This window comes from Xenorhabdus entomophaga (genome assembly GCF_037996725.1).
Classification (GTDB): domain Bacteria; phylum Pseudomonadota; class Gammaproteobacteria; order Enterobacterales; family Enterobacteriaceae; genus Xenorhabdus; species Xenorhabdus khoisanae.
Genome location: NZ_JBBMXH010000474.1, coordinates 1 through 232, shown reverse-complemented (window position 1 = coordinate 232; position 232 = coordinate 1). Strand labels below are relative to the sequence as shown.

Here is a 232-nt window from a genome sequence, read left to right as displayed (position 1 = left end):
TACCGCCGTGAAAGGGCGGTGTCCTAGGCCTCTAGACGAAGGGGACATCGAGTCTTCTTCGCAGACGCGCTGCTCATCTTCATTTCATCAGACAATCTGTGTGAACACTCAACATTTCACTATCTTTCGGTTAAGGAGGTGATCCAACCGCAGGTTCCCCTACGGTTACCTTGTTACGACTTCACCCCAGTCATGAATCACAAAGTGGTAAGCGCCCTCCCGAAGGTTAAGC

At 51.3% G+C, this 232-nt stretch carries 1 rRNA gene; it reads right to left on the bottom strand.

Features of this window, described 5'->3' with window-relative positions:
• Window positions 1-131: 131 nt before the first annotated feature.
• A 16S ribosomal RNA gene (locus tag AAC854_RS23690) occupies window positions 132-232 on the bottom strand; the annotation flags it as partial.